At 36.8% G+C, this 23958-nt stretch carries 23 protein-coding genes and 3 other annotated features; of the genes, 2 read left to right on the forward strand and 21 right to left on the reverse strand.

The genetic code is table 11. The features are described 5' to 3' along the window. Window positions 1-156: 156 nt before the first annotated feature. From pheT to MKX78_RS17435, 3 genes are all read right to left on the reverse strand, one after another. Window positions 157-2571 carry a phenylalanine--tRNA ligase subunit beta gene (gene pheT / locus MKX78_RS17425; RefSeq protein ID WP_341051722.1) on the reverse strand — a complete coding sequence of 805 codons (2415 nt, stop codon included), beginning with the start codon at window positions 2569-2571 and terminating at the stop codon, window positions 157-159. A 17-nt stretch (window positions 2572-2588) separates the two neighbouring features. Further along, entirely contained in the window at window positions 2589-3626 is a 1038-nt protein-coding gene (gene pheS, locus MKX78_RS17430; RefSeq protein WP_307312687.1) for a phenylalanine--tRNA ligase subunit alpha, read from the reverse strand. 54 nt (window positions 3627-3680) lie between these two features. Then, window positions 3681-3930, reverse strand: a binding site (T-box leader). A gap of 73 nt (window positions 3931-4003) precedes the next feature. After that, on the reverse strand, window positions 4004-4762 hold the full coding sequence (locus tag MKX78_RS17435) for a TrmH family RNA methyltransferase (protein ID WP_341051724.1): 759 nt from the start codon (window positions 4760-4762) through the stop codon (window positions 4004-4006). A 127-nt stretch (window positions 4763-4889) separates the two neighbouring features. On the opposite strand from MKX78_RS17435, the gene sspI reads away from it, so the two are divergent. Beyond that, window positions 4890-5096, forward strand: coding sequence for a small acid-soluble spore protein SspI (sspI, locus tag MKX78_RS17440; protein ID WP_095372333.1), 207 nt, complete (start codon window positions 4890-4892; stop codon window positions 5094-5096). Between the two features lie 34 nt (window positions 5097-5130). On the opposite strand, the gene MKX78_RS17445 is transcribed toward sspI, so the two are convergent. Then, window positions 5131-6216, reverse strand: coding sequence for a M42 family metallopeptidase (locus MKX78_RS17445; protein WP_095372332.1), 1086 nt, complete (start codon window positions 6214-6216; stop codon window positions 5131-5133). 160 nt (window positions 6217-6376) lie between these two features. Then, on the reverse strand, window positions 6377-6811 hold the full coding sequence (dut, locus tag MKX78_RS17450; RefSeq protein ID WP_095372331.1) for a dUTP diphosphatase: 435 nt from the start codon (window positions 6809-6811) through the stop codon (window positions 6377-6379). 217 nt (window positions 6812-7028) lie between these two features. On the opposite strand from dut, the gene MKX78_RS17455 reads away from it, so the two are divergent. Continuing rightward, entirely contained in the window at window positions 7029-7421 is a 393-nt protein-coding gene (locus MKX78_RS17455) for a sigma-w pathway protein ysdB (RefSeq protein ID WP_095372330.1), read from the forward strand. Window positions 7422-7608: 187 nt separating this feature from the next. Here MKX78_RS17455 and MKX78_RS17460 read toward each other — a convergent pair whose 3' ends face one another. The 16 genes from MKX78_RS17460 to polA form a co-directional block, all read right to left on the reverse strand. Continuing rightward, window positions 7609-8196: a TVP38/TMEM64 family protein gene (locus MKX78_RS17460; protein ID WP_095372329.1), complete on the reverse strand. Its 588-nt coding sequence runs from the start codon at window positions 8194-8196 to the stop codon at window positions 7609-7611. A gap of 73 nt (window positions 8197-8269) precedes the next feature. Beyond that, window positions 8270-8542 carry a DUF1294 domain-containing protein gene (locus MKX78_RS17465; protein ID WP_307312684.1) on the reverse strand — a complete coding sequence of 91 codons (273 nt, stop codon included), beginning with the start codon at window positions 8540-8542 and terminating at the stop codon, window positions 8270-8272. Between the two features lie 226 nt (window positions 8543-8768). Then, the gene (rplT, locus tag MKX78_RS17470; RefSeq protein WP_095372327.1) at window positions 8769-9128 is read right to left on the reverse strand and encodes a 50S ribosomal protein L20; all 360 of its coding nucleotides are present in this window, start codon (window positions 9126-9128) and stop codon (window positions 8769-8771) included. A 25-nt stretch (window positions 9129-9153) separates the two neighbouring features. Then, window positions 9154-9354, reverse strand: a complete 201-nt coding sequence (rpmI, locus tag MKX78_RS17475) for a 50S ribosomal protein L35 (protein WP_095372326.1) — start codon at window positions 9352-9354, stop codon at window positions 9154-9156. A 15-nt stretch (window positions 9355-9369) separates the two neighbouring features. Next, window positions 9370-9873 (reverse strand): translation initiation factor IF-3, encoded by a 504-nt coding sequence (infC, locus tag MKX78_RS17480; RefSeq protein ID WP_095372325.1) that lies wholly within the window; start codon window positions 9871-9873, stop codon window positions 9370-9372. Between the two features lie 102 nt (window positions 9874-9975). Further along, window positions 9976-10096, reverse strand: a sequence feature (ribosomal protein L20 leader region). A 232-nt stretch (window positions 10097-10328) separates the two neighbouring features. Then, window positions 10329-12263: a threonine--tRNA ligase gene (gene thrS, locus MKX78_RS17485; protein WP_095372324.1), complete on the reverse strand. Its 1935-nt coding sequence runs from the start codon at window positions 12261-12263 to the stop codon at window positions 10329-10331. A 46-nt stretch (window positions 12264-12309) separates the two neighbouring features. Next, window positions 12310-12542: a binding site (T-box leader), on the reverse strand. A gap of 47 nt (window positions 12543-12589) precedes the next feature. Beyond that, window positions 12590-13462, reverse strand: a complete 873-nt coding sequence (ytxC, locus tag MKX78_RS17490; protein ID WP_157733922.1) for a putative sporulation protein YtxC — start codon at window positions 13460-13462, stop codon at window positions 12590-12592. Between the two features lie 93 nt (window positions 13463-13555). Beyond that, window positions 13556-14488, reverse strand: a complete 933-nt coding sequence (dnaI, locus tag MKX78_RS17495) for a primosomal protein DnaI (RefSeq protein WP_095372322.1) — start codon at window positions 14486-14488, stop codon at window positions 13556-13558. After that, window positions 14489-15910, reverse strand: coding sequence for a replication initiation and membrane attachment family protein (locus MKX78_RS17500; protein ID WP_322909663.1), 1422 nt, complete (start codon window positions 15908-15910; stop codon window positions 14489-14491). Window positions 15911-15988: 78 nt separating this feature from the next. After that, complete coding sequence (nrdR, locus tag MKX78_RS17505) at window positions 15989-16450, reverse strand: transcriptional regulator NrdR (RefSeq protein ID WP_095372321.1); 462 nt, start codon at window positions 16448-16450, stop codon at window positions 15989-15991. 149 nt (window positions 16451-16599) lie between these two features. Further along, window positions 16600-16983 (reverse strand): adenosylmethionine decarboxylase, encoded by a 384-nt coding sequence (speD, locus tag MKX78_RS17510; RefSeq protein WP_095372320.1) that lies wholly within the window; start codon window positions 16981-16983, stop codon window positions 16600-16602. A gap of 481 nt (window positions 16984-17464) precedes the next feature. Further along, entirely contained in the window at window positions 17465-18490 is a 1026-nt protein-coding gene (locus tag MKX78_RS17515; RefSeq protein ID WP_095372319.1) for a glyceraldehyde-3-phosphate dehydrogenase, read from the reverse strand. 284 nt (window positions 18491-18774) lie between these two features. Beyond that, a complete protein-coding gene (gene coaE, locus MKX78_RS17520) occupies window positions 18775-19377 on the reverse strand; it encodes a dephospho-CoA kinase (protein WP_095372318.1) in 603 nt (200 codons plus the stop codon). Window positions 19378-19403: 26 nt separating this feature from the next. Further along, window positions 19404-20045: a sporulation membrane protein YtaF gene (ytaF, locus tag MKX78_RS17525; RefSeq protein WP_095372317.1), complete on the reverse strand. Its 642-nt coding sequence runs from the start codon at window positions 20043-20045 to the stop codon at window positions 19404-19406. A 105-nt stretch (window positions 20046-20150) separates the two neighbouring features. Beyond that, a complete protein-coding gene (gene mutM, locus MKX78_RS17530; protein WP_095372316.1) occupies window positions 20151-20978 on the reverse strand; it encodes a DNA-formamidopyrimidine glycosylase in 828 nt (275 codons plus the stop codon). 39 nt (window positions 20979-21017) lie between these two features. Continuing rightward, on the reverse strand, window positions 21018-23654 hold the full coding sequence (gene polA / locus MKX78_RS17535; protein ID WP_095372315.1) for a DNA polymerase I: 2637 nt from the start codon (window positions 23652-23654) through the stop codon (window positions 21018-21020). Between the last annotated feature and the right edge of the window lie 304 nt (window positions 23655-23958).

Genomic DNA, 23958 nt, shown 5'->3' on the forward strand with positions numbered 1-23958 from the left:
TCTTCTGGGACCAGTGATTCCTCATCTTACCACTATCTTACTCTTATTTCTTCCTATATTTATAGTCTCTTAAATAGTAATTTTTCTTTTCAACTACACTGTACAAAAAAAGTGATACTACCGAAAAATAACAGTAAGTATCACTTTGATGATTATTTATCCACGAAGGACAGCACCAGTTTTTTCTTCTAATGCTTTTAACACTTTGTCATGGGCTTTTACAACATCTTCATCTGTAAGAGTCCGTTCTGGATCAAAATATTTCAGTGAATAGGCAATTGATTTTTTACCTTCTTCCATTCGATCTCCTTCATATAAATCAAATACATGAACGTCTTTTAGTAATTTGCCGCCTGCTTCACGAATGACAGTACTTAATGCTTGAGCTGTCGTTGTTTGATCGACCACTAAAGCAATATCTCTCGTAATAGATGGGTAACGAGGAATAGCTTCATAGCGTAAAGGTTTAATTTCAGCATGTAATAATTTCTCTAATGATAATTCAAAAACATACGTTTCTTTTAAGTCTAATTCTTTTTCAACATTCGGATGAACTTGACCAATAAACCCTATACTCGTTTCATTTAGAAATACTTCTGCTGAGCGACCTGGATGTAGTCCGTCTTTCTCAAATTTGGCAAACGTGATTTGTTCTAACAAACCAAGTTTACTAAATAATCCTTCTAGAATTCCTTTCAGAACAAAGAAATCAACTGGCTTTTTCTCCCCTTGCCATTGATGTAACTCCCATAAACCTGTAATGGCCGCAGCTAAATGTTCTTTTTCCTCAGGCAACTCATTCTCAGCTGTACGTAAGAAAACAGAGCCTGTTTCGTAAATAGCAGTAGCGTCAATTTGTCTCGCACTATTATATTTAAGGACTTCTAGTAAATGCGGAGTTAAGCTAAGCCGTAACACACTACGCTCTTCACTCATCGGCATCGCAAGCTTAATTGGGTCTCTAGCTTCTAAGGAGTAGTTTTGCGCTTTATCTTCACTCGTTAATGAGTAAGTGATGGCTTGATATAATCCCGCCCCTTCCAAGTATTGACGAACGATACGTCGTTTCTTTTGATAAGGCGTTAAACTACCTGCTGAAGCCGTCCCACCGGGCAATGTTGAAGCAAGATTATCGTATCCGTATAGGCGACCCACTTCTTCTACAAGATCCTCTTCTATTGTAATATCACCACGTCTTGTTGGCACTGTTACTGTAATTTCATTCTCTTCAACCACTGTCGTGAATTGCAATCTTTCTAAAATATCTTTTGCTTCACTCACTAGTAACGATGTTCCAAGGACACGATTGATTTTATCAATGGTAATGGTGATAACAGCAGGTTCTACTTTTAACGTGTCAACCTCTACTGATCCCTCTAATACTTCTCCGCCTGCGTATTGCGTGAGTAATTGCGCTGCTCTTTCTGCTGCTGGACGAACACGCTGTGGATCAACACCTTTTTCATAACGCGCACTCGCTTCACTCCTTAATCCGTGATCTTTCGAGGACTTTCTAATCGCACCTCCAGTGAAATAAGCTGATTCAAGTAGTACGGTCGTTGTTTCATTACCAACTTCTGAATTCGCTCCACCCATTACACCAGCTAAAGCAACTGGTACTTCCCCATTTGTGATAACTAGGTGATCTGTTGTTAATTCTCTCTCAGCATCATCAAGCGTAGTGATTTTTTCACCTTGGTTGGCACGGCGAACAAGAATCTCTTTCGAACCTAGGCGATCATAATCAAACGCGTGTAAAGGCTGACCGTATTCAAGCAAAATATAGTTCGTAATATCAACAACATTATTATGTGGACGAATACCAGCTGCTGTTAAACGAGCTTGTAACCATAGTGGTGACGGAGCGATTTTTACATTTTTAATTACTTTAGCGACATATAATGGGTTATCATCTGCTGCTTCTACATTTACAGTGATGTAATCAGCGGCCCTCTCAGAAACAGTCTCTACCTTTGTCTGCGGTAACTTCACATCTTTTTCTAAAATAGCAGCGACTTCATAGGCAACACCAAGCATACTTTGGCAATCTGCACGGTTCGGTGTTAACCCTAGTTCTAATACTTGATCATCTCTGTGCAATTGCTCTAATGCATTGGTTCCAAGCTCTGTATCTGCTGGAAACACATAGATACCTTCACTATAATCTTTAGCGACTAGCTTACTTTCAAAGCCTAGTTCTTGAAGAGAACAAATCATACCATTCGAAGCTTCACCACGTAATTTTGCTTTTTTAATTTTAAAATTCCCCGGTAATACTGCACCTACAGTTGCAACTGCTACCTTTTGTCCTTTATCAACATTAGGAGCCCCACAAATGATTTGCACAAGTTCGCCATCGCCAAGGTCTACTTGACAAATATTTAATTTATCAGCACTTGGATGTTTCTGTTTTTCAGATACATAGCCGACGACGACACCCTTAATTCCTTCATCAAGTGTCTCTACACCTTCAACTTCGATTCCGCTCTTTGTGATCTTCTCTGCTAATTCTTCTGGTGTAATCCCAGATAAGTCAACATATTCTTGTAACCATTTATATGAAACGTACATATCGTTGTCCTCCCCCTTTATTCATGAATTGAGAATTGCTTTAAGAATCTACTATCATTTGTATAGAAATGACGAATATCATCGACACCGTATTTTAACATGGCAATACGCTCAGCTCCCATGCCAAAGGCAAAACCTGTATATTTTTTAGAATCAAATCCTGCCATTTCAAGGACATTTGGGTGTACCATTCCTGCACCTAAGATCTCAATCCAACCGGTTTTTTTACATACATTACAGCCTTTTCCAGAACAAATCATACAAGAAATATCCATTTCTACAGATGGCTCAGTAAATGGGAAGAAACTTGGACGAAGGCGAATTTCTCTCTCTTCACCAAACATTTTTTTCGCAAATACTTCTAGCGTACCCTTTAAGTCTGTCATTCGAATATTTTCATCTATCACAAGTCCTTCAATTTGCATAAATTGATGAGAGTGAGTCGCATCATCATTATCACGACGGAATACTTTTCCTGGACAAATGATTTTCACTGGACCTTTCCCCTCATGCTTTTCCATCGTTCTAGCTTGCACAGGCGAAGTATGTGTGCGTAATAAAATATCCTCTGTAATATAGAATGAATCTTGCATATCACGTGCAGGGTGACCTTTTGGTAAGTTCAATGCTTCAAAATTATAATAATCCTTCTCCACTTCTGGTCCTTCCGCTACGGTATAGCCCATTCCAATGAATAAGTCCTCAATTTCTTCAACAACCCTTGTTAATGAATGATGATTACCGGTATGTACAGGACGACCTGGTAATGTCACATCAATCGTTTCTGCAGCAAGCTTAGCTTGAATTTGCGCTTCTTCTAACTGCACTTGTTTTGCCGTTATTCCTTGCGTAATTTGATCACGCACTTCATTTGCTAATGCACCCATTTTCGGACGTTCTTCTGCAGAAAGTTTCCCCATTCCTTTTAGTACTTCTGTGATCGGGCCTTTCTTACCTAAATAAGCAACGCGGATATCATTTAATTCTTTTAAATCCATTGCCGCAGAAACCTTCTCTAACGCTTCTGCTTGCAATTCTTTTAAACGCTCTTGCATCTTGAAACTCCTCCTTTTAATACTTTTTTGACAAAATAAAAAACCTTATCCCATGAAAGGGACGAGGTTTGGAATCGCGGTACCACCCTTTTTAATACAACAATAAAAAACATGCTATATTCGCTTCATTTCGATAACGGCAAAAAGCCGGTGCATCTTTACATCGAAAATATTCGATGGTCCCGATGTCTGCTCAAGAGCTGAAATTTCGAGTAAGTCGCTCATAAAAATGCTTTCAGTCTCAGGCATTTTCTCCCTATTATGAACAAAACATACTTTACTTTGTCTCTATCATAGCTTTTAATTATTTCATTTTGCTATTTATTATATTACATTATGAGTCGACATTCAAATTGTTCTCACGATTTTTTTACTCATTATTCGTTTCTCAAATAATATAGCAATATACCTGCTGCTACAGCTACATTTAAGGACTCACTCTTACCGTATAAAGGAATATACAGATTGGCTGTAGTTTGTGTAAGTAACTCTTTATTTACACCGTTCCCTTCATTACCAACGAGCAATGCAAATTCATCCAGTGGAGCAAAGCTTTGATATTCTTTGCCTCCTTCTAATGCTGTACCGTATACAGGAATATTATTTTCCTTTAACTCCTTCATCCATACATCCAACTTGCCATGGATAATTGGTAGATGGAAGTGACTACCTTGAGCAGAACGTAAAACCTTTGGATTATAAGGGTCCACTGTGCTGTGACCGATGATAACCGCATCCATGCCAGCCGCATCAGCTGTACGAATCATTGTTCCTAAGTTTCCGGGATCTTGCACTTCATCTAATAGTAATAATTTCTTCAAACCAAGCGAATCGAAAGACCTCTCTTCTTCTTGATAACATACAGCCACAATTCCTTGCGGTGTTTGTGTATCAGTTAAGTCTCCAATCACATGTGGCGGTAGGATATAAACGGAACAGTTTCCTACATTCCAGCTTTTTGGTATATCCTTTTCCTCACTAATCATTAACTCTTTTACACGATTTTCTTTTAATGCTTCTTCAACAAGATGAAATCCTTCAACAAGAAAAGTACCTGTTATATCTCTTTCTTTCCTTTTGAGAAGCTTTTTCCACTGCTTCACCTGTGGATTTTTTGCTGATTGTATGTACTTCATTTTTTCGCTCCTTCAATAAAACACGTGCCATTAATATTTCATTATACCGAAAAACACATACATAATAAATCTTAAATGAGAAACCCTATAATCGTAACGAATTCTAACGAAGGATGTGTTTACTTTTATGAACTTAAATTTACGTAATGCCATCTTACACAATGTTTCAGGTAATTCACAAGATGAATTAAAAGATACTATTGTTGATGCTATACAAACAGGCGAAGAGAAAATGCTCCCTGGCCTTGGCGTATTATTTGAAGTCATTTGGCAAAATTCATCTGAAACTGAAAAGAAAGAAATGCTAGAGACGTTAGAAAACGGCTTACAATAAGAAAAAAAACAGCCTTTCATCAGGCTGTTTTTTTCTATTCAAAAGTTATTTTTGCAACTGTATCGTTATCTAGTCTTTTAATAACAGCTGTAATCAGTTTTACTGCGTTTTCAAAATCATCACGATGAAGAATACCCGCATGTGAATGAATATATCTTGTTGCAATTGTAATTGAAAGCGCTGGCACACCTTTATATGTTAAATGTATGGAACCTGCATCCGTTCCACCACCTGGTACAGAATCAAACTGATATGGAATATTGAGCTCATCTGCTGTATTTGTTACAAAATCTCTTAAACCTTTATGTGACACCATAGAAGCGTCATAGAGAATAATTTGAGGACCATCACCTAATTTACTTAACGCATCCTTTTCTGTTACACCTGGTGTATCTCCTGGTATCCCAACATCAACAGCGATACCGATATCAGGCTTAATCATTTGTGCAGCTGTTTTTGCCCCACGCAAGCCAACTTCTTCTTGTACCGTTCCAACCGCATATACTGTATTTGGATGGTTCTCATTTTTCAAACCTTCTAGCACTTTAATTGCAATCGCCAAACCGATTCTGTTGTCCCAAGCTTTCGCAAGTAACATTTTCTCATTGTTCATCACAGTGAATTCAAAATATGGAACAACCATATCCCCTGGTTTTACGCCCCAACCTAATGCCTCTTCACGGCTAGAAGCACCGATATCAATGAACATATCCTTGATTTCAATTGTTTTCTTACGCGCTTCTGCTGGCAAAATATGTGGTGGCTTCGAACCAATTACCCCAGTCACATCTCCTTTAGATGTTACAATCGTCACACGTTGGGCTAACATCACTTGAGACCACCAGCCTCCAACTGTTTGAAACCGCAAAAACCCTTTATTATCAATACTTGTCACCATAAAACCTACTTCATCTAAATGACCAGCAACCATAATCTTTGGCCCATCTGCTTGACCAATTTTTTTAGCGATTAAACTACCAAGTCCGTCAGTTGATAATTCATCAGCTAAGGGTTCTATGTATTTTTTCATCACTTCACGCACTTCTCGTTCGTTACCTGGAACCCCTCTTGCATCAGTTAGTTCTTTTAGCATCGTTAATGTTTCATCAAGCTTAGACATATTTCGACTCCCTTAATATTATTTAAGCCCATTATACATGGTTAGTCCTTCTTTTGTAAAAACTTAAACTACTTCTTACTGTACTTCATTTCTATAGAACTTATACATATGTGTTAACAAGCGGGAAGACTTAAAGGTACTTTGAGGTTTAGACGCTCACTTATTTTCCGGATGAACCAAACCCTCCACTGTTTCTTTCTGATTGTGTTAAATCACTTACTTGGGCAAGCTCAACTTGAAAAACTGGTGCGATTACCATTTGGGCAATTCTCATATGTTTTTCTACACGGAATTCTTCTTTTCCATGATTAATCAAGATGACCTTCACTTCGCCTCTATAGCCCTCATCAATCGTCCCTGGACTATTTAAAACCGTTACACTATGTTTAAGAGCTAAACCACTTCTTGGCCTTACTTGTGCTTCCGTTCCTTTTGGTAACTCCATCTGAATACCTGTGCTAATTAAAGCTGACTGTCCTGATGGTATGATTACATCTTCAACTGAAAATAAATCTAGCCCAGCGTCCCCCTCATTTGCACGGTAAGGCATTTTAGCATCATTGCGAATCAATTTAATGTTTAATATATTCGTCATTGTTTATCCCTCATCTTATTATAGAATGATGTTATTATCATGTTGCATAAAATTACTTACTAATGGGTATATAAACCGTAAATGTCCCTCAGTTTTTTCGATTAAAGAGCCAATTATTTTTTACATAACAAAAAAATTATAACAAATTTAAACAAAGTTGAAACCTTTTTCGTTTTTATTCGTAAACACTTAAAAAATGTACAAAGGGGTATTCTTAATGTTATTGATCATTCGCCTATTACTAATCATTTTGATTATTTTGCTCATATATAGTGCTGTTAAGTATGTTACAAATCCGATGCGTAAATTAGAAAAAGCTCATAAACAAAAAAAATATTTTTTTTATGACGACGCAAATAACGCTCAGAAAAATTTCTTCATTACTTATAAAGGGGTTATGTTTGAAGGTGAAAAATATCTAGGTACAACAGATAACTCCTTTGATGTGGTTTCAATTTTCATTTGGCCTCATCAGCCATCAGAGTTACAAGGACTTGTTGGCGAGGACTTTATGTTTATCGAAAGCAAATTAAAAAACCATTATATGAATGCAAAAATCGACTGGAAGAGCCCTGTGAAAGAGCTAATGGATAAAAAGCGTAACCAGTGAAAGATGAGCCCAAACTTTAAGCCCTAACAAACCTTTACAAAGTTTGTTAGGGCTATATTTATATCTCTAAGTAGCATTTGCTAGATTTTTATTACATCAGTATTTTCCTCTTTTTCTGCAATCAAATAATTCCCCTCTCAAAGTCAATAAACAAAAAAAGCCAGGATACACGACCCTAACCTTTCATTTATGAAACTTTTTTCACCTTTGTTGTTTTAAAAAATTCTTGCCATTTTATCACAGTCACTTTCTCTCTAATGAGATAGAGAAGAATGGACAAAGACAGTAGAATCATAACAATCATTGTTGGTGTAAATCTACTGATAAATTCACCAAAAACAGTATAAAAGATTGCTAATGGTATATTTGTTAACAAAGCACCTTTGCAGAAATCACGAAATTTCGGGTTTTTTTCTAGCAAGCAAAAGTTAAGTAAATGAAAATGAATAAATGGAATCAAACGAAGAATGGAAATTTGACCAATGGTTAAATTACGATATTCTCCAAACCATTTCTTTTTTAAATGAGACAGTTTTTCATGAAAGGTAGGAAGTTGATAAATTAATACATAAAAAAATAAACAAGATAACATTAACCCTACTAGAGATAAAATACTACCAAATAAACTGCCAAACAATACACCACCAGCAATACAAACAAGTGGCACAGGGATAAAAAGGAACTGCCGCAAAATATGAAATAAAATAAATGCGAATGGAGCGAGAATACCTGCTGTCTCAATAATCCCCTTTGCAAGAGCAAGATGTTCATTCACCTGATAAACGCCCACCTTCCATGAACTATAAGATTCTTGGATGTTAGTACATCATATGGCAAGGGCACTAAAATTATGCCCACTCCATGATGAGGTAAACGAGGAATATCAACTGTAACACAGATAAGATAGGAAGACCAAATTTAAAAGAAAAATGCTTTGTCTTATGTCTATAACGCCTCATTCCCCAAGTCATTCCTATAGCTCCAAACAAAAGAGCAACCAGCCACAGATTTTGCTCACTAATGCGGTATTCTCCCTTTTGCGCTTTTCTTTTATCTATTTTCATCATAATTGCTGCAATGCCATTCATTATAAAAAAGACGATTATGATAGCAAAAATCATTCATTACACCCCTATTCTCATTTCGTTATCGAAATTATAGCTGATAAAGTAAATTAATCGTATTTATAAGTTCGTACTCGTGCCAAAGGTCATTAGTTTAATACGCTTGAGATGCTCACTAACATATACTTGAACTTTGCAGGAGTATATTTCGTTTTCTTCCACTTCAATAGACTAAAATCATAACAAAAAAAGCCACCCCCGAAAGAGCGACTCTTAAACTTTCTTATTTAGAAAGGTTTTGTTTTGCAACATTTGCTAATTCTGCGAATGCATTTGCATCAGAAACAGCTAATTCTGCAAGCATTTTGCGGTTTACTTCGATACCAGCTAGTTTTAATCCGTGCATTAAACGGCTATAAGAAAGACCGTTCATACGAGCAGCTGCGTTAATACGAGTAACCCATAACTTACGGAAGTCGCGTTTTTTCTGACGACGATCACGATAAGCATAGTTGTAAGATTTCATTACTTGTTGGTTAGCAACTTTATATAATGTATGTTTAGAACCGTAATAACCTTTAGCTAATTTTAATACCTTTTTACGACGTTTGCGAGTAACTGTACCGCCTTTTACACGTGGCATAATATTTCCCTCCTATTTTGCGAGTTTACTTAAGACCTACTAACATATTGCGGATACGCTTGAAATCACCAGTAGATACAAGAGTACCTTTACGAAGCTTACGTTTTTGTTTTTGAGATTTATTCGCGAACATATGGCTTCTGTAAGCGTGAGAACGTTTTAATTTTCCAGATCCTGTTCTTTTAAAACGCTTAGCAGAACCACGGTGTGTTTTCATTTTTGGCATGTGGAATTCCTCCTCTTACTTTTCGTTTTTAGGTGCAAGTATCATAAACATGCTTCGGCCATCCATTTTCGGATGAGATTCAACTGTTGCGACTTCAGAGCAAGCCTCTGCAAATCGAACAAGAACACGCTGTCCAATTTCCTTATGCGTAATCGCACGACCTTTAAAACGAATGGAAGCTTTTACTTTATCGCCTTTTTCAAGGAATTTGATTGCGTTACGAAGCTTTGTATTAAAGTCATGTTCCTCTATCGTTGGACTAAGGCGAACTTCTTTAACACTGATAATTTTTTGATTTTTACGTGCTTCTTTGTCTTTCTTCTGTTGCTCGAACTTAAACTTACCGTAGTCCATGATACGGCCTACAGGAGGCTTTGCATTCGGTGCTACAAGAACAAGATCAAGATTTACACGTGCGGCTATTTCTAGCGCTTCATTTTTAGATTTGATTCCTAGTTGCTCGCCATTCTGGTCAATAAGACGAACTTCACGGGCACGGATACCCTCGTTTAACAACATATCTTTGCTAATAGTTAGACACCTCCATGGTTTTATATGAACACAATGTTTGGGTCACTTTTCTAAAAGAAGCTTCCAGCTGCACCGAGTGATACAATTGAGGCAAATAAAAAAGTGCGGGTGAAGACACCCACACATTACGTACAATGTTAAAATTCACGTAAACCTGCTAACTGCCTAAAAGCGTCAATCAGGTGAGAAGCGGGCGCTTCTTCTTTACTCAAACTGTATTCAAATTACCTTAGAAAATATATCACAAAGCATAATATTTGTCAAATGGTATTGTTTTTTCACAACATAGAAAATGATATCAAAAGTTGCGGTGTTTGGCAACAACTTTTGAAATTTTTTTGTACCCACCTTTATCCAGCTTAACAACATGCATAAAGTGACGTTTTGAGTTAAGCATGGATAAAGACTCTGGGATACGATCATACACGTTGTTTGTAATATTTTTATCCTCTTTGAACTTCCTTCTCAATCAATTGTTTAAATTCATTAAAGGAGATGGTTTCTGATTTTTGTTCCCCATATTTACGTACATTAACCGCCTGTTCACTTACTTCATTATCGCCGACAACGAGCATATATGGGATTTTCTGCATTTGTGCTTCACGAATTTTATAACCCATTTTTTCATTACGATCATCGATTTCAACGCGAATTCCTGCAAGCTGTAAATCTTCTTTTACTTTTTTCGCATAATCAAAATGGATATCATTTGAAACTGGAATAACTTGGACTTGAACAGGAGCTAGCCATGTTGGGAATGCACCTTTGTATTCTTCGATAAGGAAAGCAACAAAACGTTCCATCGTTGAAACAACACCACGGTGAATAACAACAGGGCGATGCGGCTTGCCATCTTCCCCAACATAAGATAAGTCAAAACGTTCAGGAAGCAAGAAGTCTAACTGAACAGTTGATAACGTTTCTTCTTTACCTAGAGCTGTTTTTACTTGTACATCAAGCTTAGGACCGTAGAATGCGGCCTCCCCTTCGGCTTCATAGTATGGCAAGCCAATCTCATCCATTGCTTCTTTTAACATCGATTGTGCCTTTTCCCACATTTGATTATCATCAAAATACTTTTCAGTATCCTCAGGATCGCGATAAGATAGGCGGAACGAATAATCATTAATGTCAAAGTCTTTGTATACTTCGAGAATTAAATTAACAACGCGTATAAATTCTTCTTTAATTTGGTCTGGACGAACGAATAGATGAGCATCATTTAATGTCATACCACGTACACGTTGCAATCCTGATAATGCTCCAGACATCTCATAGCGATGCATTGTACCTAATTCAGCGATACGGATTGGTAATTCTCTATAGCTATGGATTCCTTGTTTATAAATCATCATATGATGAGGACAGTTCATTGGACGAAGAACAAGCTCCTCATTATCCATTTTCATTACAGGGAACATATCTTCTTGATAGTGATCCCAGTGTCCTGAAGTTTTGTAAAGTTCCACATTTGCCATAATTGGTGTATATACATGGTCATAGCCTAAACGCACTTCTTTATCCACGATATAACGTTCAATATTACGGCGAATTGTTGCGCCTTTTGGTAACCATAGCGGTAACCCTTGTCCAACCTTTTGGGAGTTCGTAAAGAGGCTTAATTCCTTACCAATTTTACGGTGATCACGCTCTTTTGCTTCTTCAAGCAAACGCAAGTGTTCGTTTAAGTCATCTTTTGTAAAGAATGCAGTACCATATATACGTTGTAGCATCTTATTGTCGCTATCTCCACGCCAATATGCGCCAGCAATACTTAAAAGCTTAAATTCTTTAATTTTCCCTGTAGAAGGAACATGAACCCCTCGACAAAGATCAAAGAATTCGCCTTGTTCATAAAGGGTAACTGTTTCACCTTCTGGAATGGCGCCAATCAGTTCAACCTTATATTCGTCGCCAATCTCCTCATAGATTTTTAAAGCTTCGTCTCTACTCACTTCTTTACGAACAATCTCAATATTTTCATTGATGATTTTCTTCATTTCTTTCTCGATTTTCGGTAGATCTTCAGGTGTTAATGACTCCTCCATATCGATATCGTAGTAGAAGCCACTCTCAATAACAGGACCTACACCTAATTTAACGTTTTTATATAAACGTTTAATCGCTTGCGCCATTAAATGAGCGGAACTGTGACGCATAATTTCAAGCGCCTCATCACTGCCTTGGGTAATGATCTCCACAGCCGCATCCTCTTCAATTGGACGACGAAGGTCGAATAATTCATTATTCACTTTACCTGCTATGGCTTTCTTTTTTAAGCCAGGGCTGATTGATGATGCGATTTCTTCCGTTGTTGTTCCTTTGGAGAACTCCTTTACTGCTCCATCTGGAAACGAAACTTTAATCATTTCTGACATCATAACTTCCTCCTTGTTTTTGAAAAATAAAAAACTCGCCCCTAATAAAAGGGACGAGTATCATATACACGTGGTTCCACCCTACTTCTCACTTTAAAAAAGTGACTCGTAGCAAGTTAACGGTCTTGTTGCCGCCAATACTTAATCGACGCCTTAGACATCTTTATGTATTGGAGTTCAAAGGTGGTAAGCATTCCATTCGTGTTAGGAAGATTGCAGCCTTGTCTTCCCTCTCTATAAACCGTAAAAGAATACCCATATCCTTATCATTACTGTTCATTGATAATTTCAATATGTAAGTATTATAGTTTTTAATTTACGGAAAATCAAGAGGGTTCACTTATATTTTTACATGCATGCTGTTTACGCATATTAAATTCACTTATATGAAGGATTTCCAATCTCTCTTCAAAAATATTTTTAATTGTACGAACTAAAGGTTGTTCCTCACTTTCACTATATAAACATATTTCCTGAGGAGCGATTGAGAGTAATGGTGCGATTGTAACTGAATCTACATAGACAGGGTGATTAATTAATAATCTTCTATCTATCATCGCCGTTAGGTCCATTCGAGAAAGCTCTTCGAAATGCTGATTAAAAAAGCGAACTTCTTCACCTAAATATAAATGAATCGTGGGTAACTTACTTTCTCTATCCTTAATAAAGTCTCTTAAGGTTTGAATAAACATTTGATATTCCTGTTCCATTTTATATTCATCAATAGACAACTCAACATACTTTGTCATATCGTCTAAAAGCGGTTTAAGACGAAACTTTATAAAAGCATCATAGGAAAAAGAGATATCATCATGCACTAGGCGATCTATAGCCGATCGTAATTGCTCGTGTATATCCACTCTATGTAAAAAAGTAGATAAATCTTCTCTTTGCCCTTCCAATATGGAATGAATGATTTCAAGAATTTGTTGTTGTTCTTCTGAATCTTGATAATAAAACTTTTCGGCCATTATCTTTCTAAACCAACTATCGCATTTACTCTCCATTAAAAAAGCAGAAAATGTTCGTTTTACTTCTTCAATAGATCGTCCACTGCATTGTTCAGGATACATTCTTACTATATATTGACCTTCATTATGAAGAATTGTCGTTTCGCCTTCCGTATAGTTCTGAATCCGGATTGCGTGCTGAAACAGCTCCTCGGCTTCATGCTTATTCCGGAAAATGATCTCTATCAACCAAATCCCCCCTTAACATCTATCTGATTCATATATATGGGAGACTTGGCCAAAATAGAAGTCATGAAGAAAAACTATTGAAAATTATCTTGCCTAAACCCTTCGATTCGGTCCTTCGACAAGCACAGGATCGGTTAAATACTTAATTCTCTCCATTACTCTTCTTGCCTTCATCCGCTCCTCTTCCCCTCGTTGACTATAGGTAAGATGATGTTCAAGTCCTTTATAATCAAAGTTTGAGGTAAAAAAGGTCGGTAACTTTTCAAGCATACGATATTGTAGAATCGGCGACAAAATTTCATCTCTTGTCCAACTAGACATCGTTTCTGCACCCATATCATCAAACATAAGTACAGAAGCTGATCGAATAGCTTCAAGTTTATCATTTAAAGTCGAATCACTAATTGAGCTTTTCAATTCCCTAAATAATTCAGGCACATAGACAATCATTGATGAAACTTGCTTCAGTGCAAGTTCATTGGCAATCGCACCTAATAAATATGATTTACCGACACCAAATTGGCCGTATAAATATAACGCCTTCTGACCATCACCCTTTTTAAAATTCATACAATAGCTAAGAGCTTTATTGACTGCTTCCATTCTTTTTCCATCATCGTTGTACACCGTATCAAAGGTTGCATTTAGTATGTCTTTAGGGACATATAAACTTTGAATCAACTTCTCATTTTTTCTTTTTTCATCATGGATTTGCTTTCGTGGGCATTTATCATATTTAATATCAATCAGTCCACGTTCAATGACGAGCTCTGGGTGGTAGCCTTGCATAAAATTGATACAACTATCTAGGCTCGGACAGCGATTACATTCCTTACTTAGCTTGCTATATTCATACAATTTAATTAAGCTTCTTTCAACCATATCTGCTGACAGTTCATCCTTATGTGCCGTCAAAAAGGCACGGACATCTGGATCATTTAAAGTCTCTGCTCGTTGCTTTTCATATCTCGTTTTAAAATCTTGATTTCCAGCAAGTTTTTTAAGCGTATCATTGATTCTTTCCATCTATTGTCCACCCCCGTTTCTTCTCTTCATTAGTTCTTGAAATTCTTTCATATTAAGATCTACATTATCATCTTTCTTATCCTGCTTCTGTTGGACGACAGTCTCATTTTTACTTGTTTCCTCGTCAAACCAATCAGGTAAAAGCTCTGTCCTCGTGACAGCTTTTTTCGTATTAGATTTGGATGAACGTTTCCCTACTTTTTTATTCTCTGCCCATTTCAAATATTGTTGGTGTTCTTTCTTCGCCAAAGCCATGGCATTAGCCGTAGTTTGAACGCTCTTTCTCGCCCAATGACTTGCGATTGTTTCCACATATGCCTTTGTCAGCTTTTTATCTGTTTTACGCATCACATAATCAATCAAAACATTCATCACACCGGGAGGCAACTTTTGGTGAAACATCACATCTTCAAGTATTTTCAATTCCGCTTTTGAAGGTTCCGCCCCCCCAGATAAATCTTTCAAAAATTGAATAGGCGAAGTTGTATCAAAGTATTGAATAAGCTCTTCTTCTTTACTTTTTGGCTTTTCAGTTATTGAGAGACTATGAACAGGCTGAGTTTGCGTAATTAATGATGGCAATTCGTCACGATGATTCATTTGATACCAATCCCTTGCCGATTTCCGCAATTCATCCATCTCAACTTCATCATCTTCGTTCATCGCGCTTATAAGAATATTCTTCATTTCCATAACATCAATATCATATAAAAACGCCAAATTACTAATGGCATCCTTTACTGTTTGCGTAAGTGCTTTTCGGGGAACAAGTGATTCACTAAGGCCCGCTTCCAATAACGAGAAATTAAATGTTTGCCATGGAATTTGAATTTTACCCGCTTCCATTCTATCTACCCATTCACCTTTAGGAGAAACAGATAAGTCATCATTATACTCTTTAGCAAGCTGGTGTCCAGATGTATAAACCTCATGAAAGGCTGTTGTTACATCCTTATAATCAAGATGGAGGTTTGAATACTCCTCATCACTAAAAAAACGCTTTAGTCTCGTATATTGAGTTTTACCGATTTTTTTATAAAGAAAGATATTGAGCATACCATCTAAGAAAAATGTACTTGGAGAAAGGGGTGGCTGTAATTGATAAATAAATTCACGATTTTCCCCTTCTTTCACATAAACTTTTAGCAAGCCAATTCCTTCAAGTTTTTTTCTTGCTTCATAAATTTCTTTTAAACTTAAGTCCATCATACTCATCAGACCATGATGGTTACGCGAAGATGAAGACCAAATACGGTTTTCCTCCACTTCCATCCATAAGGTCATATATAAACTGTACGCAATGGTCCCAATAAGTGGCTGATAAAGAAATACTAAGATTTTTCGATCATAGTCATGTAACAGCCCATTTAAAGCCACTGTATAATGATCACTAGGGATGACTTCAGTCCAATGCTGGGCCATGAAAAATACCTTCTTTCTTTCATATCTTGAAAAAAATGAGCAAAGAAGCTAAATTCACTTTAGCCTATTTGCTCACCTTTACGCTTGTTCCTTCTTCATTAACTCTTTTAGCTCTTCTATAAATACATTAATATCTTTGAATTGACGATAAACAGAAGCAAAGCGAACATAGGCGACATCGTCAACTTTCACTAGCCTGTCCATAACCATTTCGCCAACATCATCACTCTTCACTTCTGATACTCCGTTGCTTCTTAATTCCTTTTCAACTTGAAAAGTGATATCCTCTAGTTCTTTTAATGCAACCGGTCGTTTTTCACAAGCTTTTATTAGTCCACGCAATATTTTCTCTCTGCTAAACTCTTCTCTTGTTCCTTCTTTTTTCACAACAATCAAAGGAATTTCCTCTACCTTTTCAAAAGTTGTAAACCGATAACCACATTTTTCACACTCTCTTCGTCTTCGTATCGATTTACCTTCATCAACAGGACGAGAGTCTAGCACACGAGTATTATTATGTTGGCATGAAGGGCATTTCATACAATCAACTCCGTCTCATCTTTACGTTCCTAAAATGTATCTTTACTTACTATCATATAAAAAAGGAGTTGTTAGTACAAGTAGATATGTTTTTTTCATAATAAAAAGAGTGCAATTATTCGCTTGCACTCTTGAAGACTTCTTCTTTATTATAACACATTGGCTTTTGTTGCGTTCTTAACTTGAACAGGACCCATTCCACGAGGAATTTCTATATTCTCACGTGTATCAGCACCTAAAGCTTCTGCAATATAGTCAGCCGCGATATGAGGATTAAGATCACCGCAAGTATAAACATCGATGCTTGCATAGCCATGCTCCGGAAAACTGTGTATAGTTAAATGCGACTCTGAAATAATGACAACCCCACTTACACCTTGTGGTGCAAATTTATGGAATGCCACCTCTCGCACTTCTGCCCCTGATTTTAGTGCAGCTGCTACAAATGTTTGCTCAATAAATGACATATCATTCAATTTTTCAAAATCGCATCCCCAAAGCTCTGAGATGACGTGACGACCCATTGTTTCCATATTCAAATTTCCCCCTTTACTAATTGACATGAATTTCTACTGGGCAAAGCATATAACTACCACGGGGGAAAGTTAGTCCAAAGAGGTCCTAACCCTTTAAGTAGCCATTTAGCGCCTTACTCGTTGAGAAGTTCACGATTTTTAGTATACTTTGTTTAATGTTCTTTTGCAATAAATCCTAGAAAATTTATTTAAGTGAATTTCAATAATAATTACATTTTCACATAAAGAAAGGGGACTAAACATTGTTATCATCAGTGTTTATCCCCTCCATTAACCAAGGGAAATGTCACAATTTATTCAAATTTTCCAGAGACATCATTCAGAAATACGCAACGAAAAGACAAACAAAAAGCTTTTTTTATTTAAAAGATTGCCCCAACCTGTGATCATCTATGTAGTAATCAGTTTAACATTTCATTTTACCTACATAGTAAAAATGCAAAAAAGGCAATCCCATTAAAGGATTGCCTACATAAAATTATGCGTTCACTGCAGATTTATTTAGTTCTTCAGCTACATATTTCACCAAGTCAACTACACGACAAGAATAACCCCACTCGTTATCATACCAAGCTAAAACTTTTACTTTATTCTCACCAATCATCATTGTGGAAAGCCCATCAATAATAGCAGAGTGTGGATTTGTTGTGAAATCGATTGAAACAAGTGGTTCTTCTGTTATATCTAATATACCTTTTAATTCATTTTGTGCCGCATCTTCAAACGCAGCATTTACCTCATCAATTGTTACATCCCTCTTTAAATCAACAACTAAATCAACAAGTGATACATCTGGCGTCGGCACACGAAGAGCCATCCCATGTAACTTGCCTTTTAATTGTGGTAACACAAGAGACAATGCTTTCGCTGCTCCTGTTGAAGTAGGAATAATTGACTGCGCGCAAGCTCTAGCACGGCGAAGATCCTTATGTGGATTATCAAGGTTCTTTTGGTCATTTGTATACGCATGTACAGTCGTCATTAAACCGTTTTCAATGCCGAACTTATCTTCTAATACTTTTGCAACTGGCGCTAAGCAGTTTGTTGTACAAGAAGCATTAGAAATCACATCATGTTCAGCAATGTTAAGCGCTTCATCATTCACACCCATCACAATGGTTACATCTTCATTTTTCCCTGGAGCCGTTAAAACAACTTTCTTGGCACCTGCATTTAAATGAAGCATCGCTTTATCTTTTGAGTTGAACTTACCTGTAGCTTCAACAACGATATCAATCTCCATTTGTTTCCAAGGAAGTTCCTCAGGGTTACGATTGCTTAGTAATTGAACTCTTTTTCCGTTCACTACAAGCGCATCATCTTCGGGAATCACTTCACCTTGGAATGCACCATGAGTAGAATCATATTTAATTAAATGTGCTAACGTTTCTGGTGGATAACTAGCATTTATTGCTACTACTTCCAATGTATCATCAAGAATGGCCTTTCTAAACACCATTCGTCCTATTCTCCCAAACCCATTAATCGCTATTTTCGCCTTCATCTTACGGCCCCTTCCGTATAAATGTTATACTTTTTTAACCATTTTCATGCTAATAGTATAACATATTAACCACAAAATGTGATGAGCAAATTGCGGATATTTTAAAGTTCCACTATTCAGAAATATTGTGGATGTAAAGAGAGCATAAAACGCGTGACATTACGTGAAAAATGCATCTTTACGCCCTATTTCTTAAGTGAAAAAAAATAATCCACTTATTATTGTGGACGAAAAGGGTTGAAATATTACTAATGAAACGTAGAAGTCTAAGTAGTAATTGTGTTTTACTGTTTATCTTTTAATTGTAACAGTAAATCATCTAGTTGCTTCTCTGTACTAGCGAGATCGCCATTATTATCAATTAAAAAATCCGCTAGCTGTACTTTTTCTTCCAATAGCATTTGTGATCGAATACGTGCATTCGCTTCTTCTGCATCAAAACCATTTCTCTCCATCAACCGCTGAAGCTGATTTTCTTTATTAACATACACTAAAACGGTGTAATCCACCATATATGTGAGTTTACTTTCAAATAAGAGCGGGATATCTAGAACGACCATTTTTTCACCATTAGCAACTGCCTCGTCCTTTTGCTCGTTCATTCTCTTCCTAACAGCCGGGTGGACAATACTGTTGAGCTTCATTCTTTCTTCTTCACTATAAAAAACAATGGAACCCAATCTTTGACGGTTAATCTCCCCATTTTCTAGAAGAATCTCTTGGCCAAAATGAGAGACAATTTCATCATAAGCAGCCGCACCTTTTTCAACTGCTCGTTTCGCTTCAACATCTGCATCTATTACTGTAATTGCTCTTTCTTTAAACATGGTGGAAACTGTGCTTTTACCGCTTGCAATTCCACCAGTGAGTCCGATAATAACTGTCATTCTTACTCTCACACCTTTTTATCAAATTATATTTTCCAGATTCCAAGTATAATTAAAATTAATCCTGGTATAAACGAACATCGTTGCATCCATTGAGATTTAGAAAATATCGAGCCAATACTCATCCCACCAAAAACAAATAATGAACTCATAACCGCAACACATATAGCTAAATAATATGGTGAAAACCCAAGCATAGCCGCTCCAATACCTGCACCAAACGCATCCAGTGACAAAGCAAACCCTAATAAAAAGGCTTCAATACCAGTAATTGTACCTGACTTATCAATATCGGCTACCATCGGTTTTCTTAAAATGTTAATAACTACACCCAAAGACTTGATTTCAAAATTCAAAAGAATTTTCTCATGTGGAAGAGCATCTTTATCCTTTTCCTTTTCAGGGCGGAAAAACTGATACAGTACCCAAGCACCTAATACAATAAGGATGATACCCCCAATACTGTTTGCAAAAGCAGGTGAAATAAACTTTGCTATTGTATGACCAATCCCCATTGAAATGAGAAGAGTAAAAGCTGAACAACAAGCAATAATTAAAATCGATTTAATTGGAATCTTCATTTTTCTTAATCCATACGTTAAACCTACACTAAAACTATCTAAGCTAACAGCTATAGCTAGTATTATAAGTGTCATCATCTGCGTCATTTAAAAGAGCTCCTTCCATGAAATGGCTAACATATTATATGGAAGAAGCCCATCCAATGTTATCTATAATCTAGGCTAAGATGACAAAAGAAAAATGTGGTTATTTTATTTCGGCTGACATTGTGGACAATAAACAGTCCCACGTCCTCCAGCAATGATTCTCTCAAGCGGTGTAGCACAAACTTTACATTCCTCTCCACGCCGCCCATACACAAATAGCTCTAACTGAAATAATCCTATTTGGCCTTGGGAGTTCACATAAGAACGTATCGTACTGCCTCCTCGTTCCACAGCTTCGGACAATGTTGCTTTAATTTCCGAATAAAGCTTTTCTACTTCCTCTTTTGTTAATGTTTTAGCAGAGCGCTCTGGGTGAATACCTGCTTTAAACAAAGATTCATCGACATATATATTGCCTAAGCCTACAATTAGTTTTTGATCCAAGAGAGCCGCCTTAATGGGCCGTGCTGTCTTATTCAATAAATTTTGTAATATCTTTGGCGAAAAGGCATCTGATAAAGGTTCTACACCTAATTGTGAAAGTGGTAGTTGACCAAGCTCATCTCCACGCTTAAATAAATGCATGGTGCCAAATTTGCGCACATCTTTATACCTTAACTCTGTTCCATCCGTAAAGGAGAAAATCACATGTGTATGTTTTTCAATCGTTTCTGATTTCGGATAAACCCCGTATCTCCCTTCCATTCGTAAATGAGAAACAAGGGCAAGATCATCCGTATAAAGAATCAAAAATTTTCCGCGACGGGCAACCGCTTTAAATGTTTCCCCTTCTAGCGCCTTTGTAAATCGAACGACATCGTCCGGTTCTTTCACCATTTTCGGCCAGTGTACCAACACTTGGTCAATCGTCTTTCCGATAATCAACTCTTCTAAAGTTCTTCTTACTGTTTCTACCTCAGGTAATTCAGGCATCCATAATGACTCCTTTTTTCAATCCGATTGTGAACTCACTTACTTCGCATCAAACCATGTTGGGCCGTATGAATAATCTACTTTTAACGGTACTTTTAACTCTACGGCATGCTCCATTACATCTGGAACAATTTCTTTCAGTTTTTCTATTTCTTCTACCGGTGCTTCAAATATCAGTTCATCATGCACTTGTAATAAAAGCTTGGATTGTAATTGTTCATTCTCTAAGCGATCAGCCATGTCTATCATCGCTTTTTTAATAATATCTGCGGCACTTCCTTGAATGGGTGTATTCATAGCCGTTCTTTCCGCAAAGCTGCGAAGATTAAAATTCCGACTTGTGATTTCCGGTAAATATCTACGACGGTGAAGTAAAGTTTCTACGAACCCTTTTTGTTTTGCTTCTTGCACAATATCTTCCATATATTGTTTAACTGCAGGGTAGCTTGTTAAATAGCGATCAATAAATTCTCCAGCTTCTTTTCTTGTGATAGATAGACTTTGTGAAAGGCCGTAATCACTTATCCCGTAAACAATCCCAAAGTTAACTGCCTTTGCATGACGCCGCATATTTGCCGTCACTTCTTCTTTTGAAACATGAAAAACTTCCATAGCTGTCTTCGTATGGATATCTAAATCTTCCTTGAATGCGGAGATTAGCTTTTCGTCACCTGCAATATGAGCGAGAACCCTTAATTCAATCTGTGAATAATCTGCTGCAAAAATAACCCAATCTTTCTTTGAAGGAATAAATGCTTGTCTAATCTTTCTACCTTCTTCTAAGCGAATCGGGATATTTTGTAAGTTAGGGTCTGTAGAACTTAATCTCCCCGTTTGCGTTAACGCTTGATTAAAACGGGTATGCACTTTATCCGTTTCTTTATTGACCACCTTTAGTAAACCTTCAATATAGGTGGATTGTAGTTTCGCTAATTGACGATATTCAAGGATTTCTTTGATAATCTCATGTTTGGATTCTAATTTTTCTAATACATCTGCTGAAGTAGAATAGCCCGTTTTTGTTTTCTTCATAACTGGTAAACGCAGCTTATCAAATAAGATTACCCCTAATTGTTTCGGAGAATTAATATTAAATGCTTCTCCAGCATACGCGTGAATTCGATTCTCAATGGCCGCAAGCTTCTCTAATAGCTCTGTTCCCATTGAACGCAGGCGTTTCAAATCCACTTTAATACCTGCCGATTCCATATCAGCAAGAATCAATGATAAGGGTAATTCTAATTCGTAAAAAAGAGCAGACTGCTGGTTCGTTTGTAGCGACGTATCCAATTTTTCATAAAGCGAATCCATTGCCACTGCTTTCCTTACAATATGAGGAGCAAGCTCTTCTTCCTTTGGAATACTCCTTTTTGCTCCTTTCCCATAAAAAGCTTGATCGGATTGAACTGCAGAGTATCCGTGATTACGCGCAATAGAAGCTAAATCTTCAATTGTTTCAGAAGGGTTGATAATATAAGCTGCTAAAAGGATATCAAAGTGGATACCTTTTAAATGAATACCATGATGTCTTAGCGAGACTTCAGACCTTTTCGCATCATATACGACCTTTGGAGAGGCATCATCTTCTGCCCATTTTTTAAACACATTCGATTGACAAGCGTTTTTTGTTGAAATAAAGAAGTTTCCATTTTTGTTTGTGACTGCAATTCCAAGAATATCTGCGTAATGATAATTATCCTCTAACACCTCGATATATAATGCACTATCTCCATCCAATTGTTCCTCGGTAAAATCAGTAACAATCTCAAAATTAATTTCTTCAAGCTCGGCTGTTCCGTCTTCTGCTAAATCAAAGCTTATCTTTTCTAATAAAGAATTAAAACCGAGGTCTTTAAATAAATGATATAGTTTATCTTCATTCCATCCTTCATAAGCTATTTTATCTAGCTCTACTTCAATCGGCGCTTCTCTTAAAATTGTTGCTAATTCTTTACTCATTAAAGCTTGGTCTTGAAATTCCTCTAACTTCTCTTTTAATTTGTTACCACTCACTTGATCTATCGATTGAACTAATTGTTCTAATGTCCCAAACTCCTTTAATAATTTTAGTGCAGTTTTCTCCCCGACACCTGGCACACCCGGGATATTATCGGAGCTATCTCCCATTAGCCCTTTCATATCAATGATACGTTCAGGTGAGATACCATACTTTTCCTCGATATGCTGAGGGGTGTACTCTTCTATATCAGTAATCCCCTTTTTCGTAATTCCTACTGTTGTCTTTTCCGAACTTAGCTGTGTTAAGTCTTTGTCCCCTGAAATGACCTTTACTTCAAAATCATCTTGTTCAGCTATTAAAGATAACGTGCCAATAATATCATCTGCTTCATAATTCTCTAGCTCATACCGAGCAATTTGATAAGCATCTAGTAACTCTCTAATCACCGGGAACTGTTCTGAAAGTTCTGGCGGCGTTTTTTGCCTTCCACCTTTATATTCAGTAAACGTTTTATGTCTAAACGTAGTTTTACCGGCATCAAATGCAACAAGAATATGAGTAGGTTTTTCATCTTCCAAAATGCGCATAAGCATCATCGTAAATCCATAGACTGCATTCGTATGTATGCCTTTATCGTTATTTAATAATGGAAGAGCAAAAAAAGCTCGATAAGCAATACTATTTCCATCTATTAATACGAGTTTTTTCTTTGTCATCTCGCCACCAACCTCCTTCGCTTCTTACAAAGTCATTTCATTGAATACACTTCGAAAAAGCCATTATCTATTCTATATTTTATCATGTCTAAAAGAATAAAGAAAAATTAGGAATAGAAATTCATAGGGCTATCGTTCTTTAACGAAGAGATTTACAGAATTTGATGAAGTATATGGTATTTGCGGAGGTGGGAACTGTAGAAATTTTTAGGTGATGGCCACTTCTTTAGCGCATAGCAGCACCACTTACAATATTATAAATTGGAGTTGTTTAATATCATTCATTTGATTATTGTTTATCACA

Source organism: Cytobacillus sp. FSL R5-0569 (assembly GCF_038007265.1).
GTDB lineage: Bacteria > Bacillota > Bacilli > Bacillales > Cytobacillaceae > Cytobacillus > Cytobacillus kochii.

What these genes read in the sequence shown, in the direction of transcription:
- pheT (WP_341051722.1), bottom strand. Translation starts at nt 2,571, where the DNA reads ATGTACGTTTCATATAAATGGTTACAAGAATATGTTGACTTATCTGGG.
- pheS (WP_307312687.1), bottom strand. Translation starts at nt 3,626, where the DNA reads ATGCAAGAGCGTTTAAAAGAATTGCAAGCAGAAGCGTTAGAGAAGGTT.
- MKX78_RS17435 (WP_341051724.1), bottom strand. Translation starts at nt 4,762, where the DNA reads ATGAAGTACATACAATCAGCAAAAAATCCACAGGTGAAGCAGTGGAAA.
- sspI (WP_095372333.1), top strand. Translation starts at nt 4,890, where the DNA reads ATGAACTTAAATTTACGTAATGCCATCTTACACAATGTTTCAGGTAAT.
- MKX78_RS17445 (WP_095372332.1), bottom strand. Translation starts at nt 6,216, where the DNA reads ATGTCTAAGCTTGATGAAACATTAACGATGCTAAAAGAACTAACTGAT.
- dut (WP_095372331.1), bottom strand. Translation starts at nt 6,811, where the DNA reads ATGACGAATATATTAAACATTAAATTGATTCGCAATGATGCTAAAATG.
- MKX78_RS17455 (WP_095372330.1), top strand. Translation starts at nt 7,029, where the DNA reads ATGTTATTGATCATTCGCCTATTACTAATCATTTTGATTATTTTGCTC.
- MKX78_RS17465 (WP_307312684.1), bottom strand. Translation starts at nt 8,542, where the DNA reads ATGATTTTTGCTATCATAATCGTCTTTTTTATAATGAATGGCATTGCA.
- rplT (WP_095372327.1), bottom strand. Translation starts at nt 9,128, where the DNA reads ATGCCACGTGTAAAAGGCGGTACAGTTACTCGCAAACGTCGTAAAAAG.
- rpmI (WP_095372326.1), bottom strand. Translation starts at nt 9,354, where the DNA reads ATGCCAAAAATGAAAACACACCGTGGTTCTGCTAAGCGTTTTAAAAGA.
- infC (WP_095372325.1), bottom strand. Translation starts at nt 9,873, where the DNA reads ATGTTGTTAAACGAGGGTATCCGTGCCCGTGAAGTTCGTCTTATTGAC.
- thrS (WP_095372324.1), bottom strand. Translation starts at nt 12,263, where the DNA reads ATGTCAGAAATGATTAAAGTTTCGTTTCCAGATGGAGCAGTAAAGGAG.
- dnaI (WP_095372322.1), bottom strand. Translation starts at nt 14,488, where the DNA reads ATGGAAAGAATCAATGATACGCTTAAAAAACTTGCTGGAAATCAAGAT.
- MKX78_RS17500 (WP_322909663.1), bottom strand. Translation starts at nt 15,910, where the DNA reads ATGGCCCAGCATTGGACTGAAGTCATCCCTAGTGATCATTATACAGTG.
- nrdR (WP_095372321.1), bottom strand. Translation starts at nt 16,450, where the DNA reads ATGAAATGCCCTTCATGCCAACATAATAATACTCGTGTGCTAGACTCT.
- speD (WP_095372320.1), bottom strand. Translation starts at nt 16,983, where the DNA reads ATGGAAACAATGGGTCGTCACGTCATCTCAGAGCTTTGGGGATGCGAT.
- MKX78_RS17515 (WP_095372319.1), bottom strand. Translation starts at nt 18,490, where the DNA reads ATGAAGGCGAAAATAGCGATTAATGGGTTTGGGAGAATAGGACGAATG.
- coaE (WP_095372318.1), bottom strand. Translation starts at nt 19,377, where the DNA reads ATGACAGTTATTATCGGACTCACTGGTGGAATTGCAAGCGGTAAAAGC.
- ytaF (WP_095372317.1), bottom strand. Translation starts at nt 20,045, where the DNA reads ATGACGCAGATGATGACACTTATAATACTAGCTATAGCTGTTAGCTTA.
- mutM (WP_095372316.1), bottom strand. Translation starts at nt 20,978, where the DNA reads ATGCCTGAATTACCTGAGGTAGAAACAGTAAGAAGAACTTTAGAAGAG.
- polA (WP_095372315.1), bottom strand. Translation starts at nt 23,654, where the DNA reads ATGACAAAGAAAAAACTCGTATTAATAGATGGAAATAGTATTGCTTAT.